The following is a 1,164-nucleotide window of genomic DNA, read 5'->3' on the forward strand; positions in this document are numbered from 1 at the left end:
CGACGGCTGGTTCTACGCCGTCGGCGACGTCAACCACCGGGCGCTGCTGACCCACCAGGGCAAGTACCAGGCCCGCATCGCCGGCGCCGTCATCGGTGCCCGCGCGGGCGGCGAACCGGTCGACGACACCATGTGGGGCACCCACGTGGCCACCGCCGACCACATGGCCGTCCCGCAGGTCGTCTTCACCCACCCCGAGATCGCCGCCGTCGGCATGACCACGCACGACGCCCTACGTTTCGGGCACCGGATCAGTGTCGTGGACTACAACCTGGCACACGTCGCGGGCGCCCACCAGTACACCGAGGATTACCGCGGCCAGGCCCGCATGCTCGTCGACCTCGACCGCGGCACCGTCGTGGGCGTGACCTTCGCGGGTCCCGGCGTGGCCGAACTGGTGCACTCGGCCACCATCGCGGTCGCGGGCGAGGTGCCGCTCGACCGGCTCTGGCACGTCGTTCCCGCCTTCCCCACGCTCGGCGAGGTCTGGCTGCGACTGCTGGAGACCCACCGGGGCTGAGGAAGCCTCGGCCGGATCTCGGGGCCCAACGCTTCCGATGTCCGCCCCGCGTCGGGCGCTGCCGTAGGGCCCTTCCGCGGGCCCGCGCCGATTCGCCCTGCCCGGAGACAACGTGGCGCTGAGCGCGCCGCGGCCGGCGAGTCGTGGGGCGCATGACAGTCATGACTGTGGCCACCGGTACCGCGTCACGTTACCTAGGAACAACACCACCGCCCCCACGGAATCCAGGTCACGTGCCGGATTACCGCGCTTACGGCCCGATCCCATGATTGAAGTGCGCCGGAAAACAGCAACGGGCCACACGGCCTCAGCCGGCAGGCGGGATCGCGAATTCGCCGACATCTCGGCGGACTTCGTGTCGCCCGCCCTTCCTGACAATCACCAGAGAAATGTGGGAGACCACCATGTCCGTCAACACTGACCGACACGCCATCCGCCCGTTCACCGTCCGGTTCTCCGAGACGGAGCTCGCGGACCTGCGGCAGCGCATCGAGGCGACGCGCTTCCCCGAGAAGGAGACCGTCGAGGACCAGTCGCAGGGCACGCAGCTGGCCACGGTGCGCAAGCTCGCGGAGTACTGGGCGTCGGAGTACGACTGGCGCAAGGTCGAGGCGAAGCTGAACTCCTACCCGCAGTTCATCACC

General features: G+C 69.4%; 1 protein-coding gene and 1 pseudogene. Both read left to right on the forward strand.

Features of this window, described 5'->3' with window-relative positions; all coding sequences use genetic code 11:
- Positions 1-520 (forward strand): annotated as a pseudogene (locus tag AB0F62_RS42785) (pyridine nucleotide-disulfide oxidoreductase); the annotation flags it as partial.
- Positions 521-924: 404 nt separating this feature from the next.
- A partial coding sequence (locus tag AB0F62_RS42790) for an epoxide hydrolase N-terminal domain-containing protein (protein WP_361812340.1) occupies positions 925-1,164 on the forward strand: 240 nt, incomplete at its 3' end.

The organism is Streptomyces sp. NPDC026673 (assembly GCF_040638135.1).
Classification (GTDB): Bacteria; Actinomycetota; Actinomycetes; order Streptomycetales; family Streptomycetaceae; genus Actinacidiphila.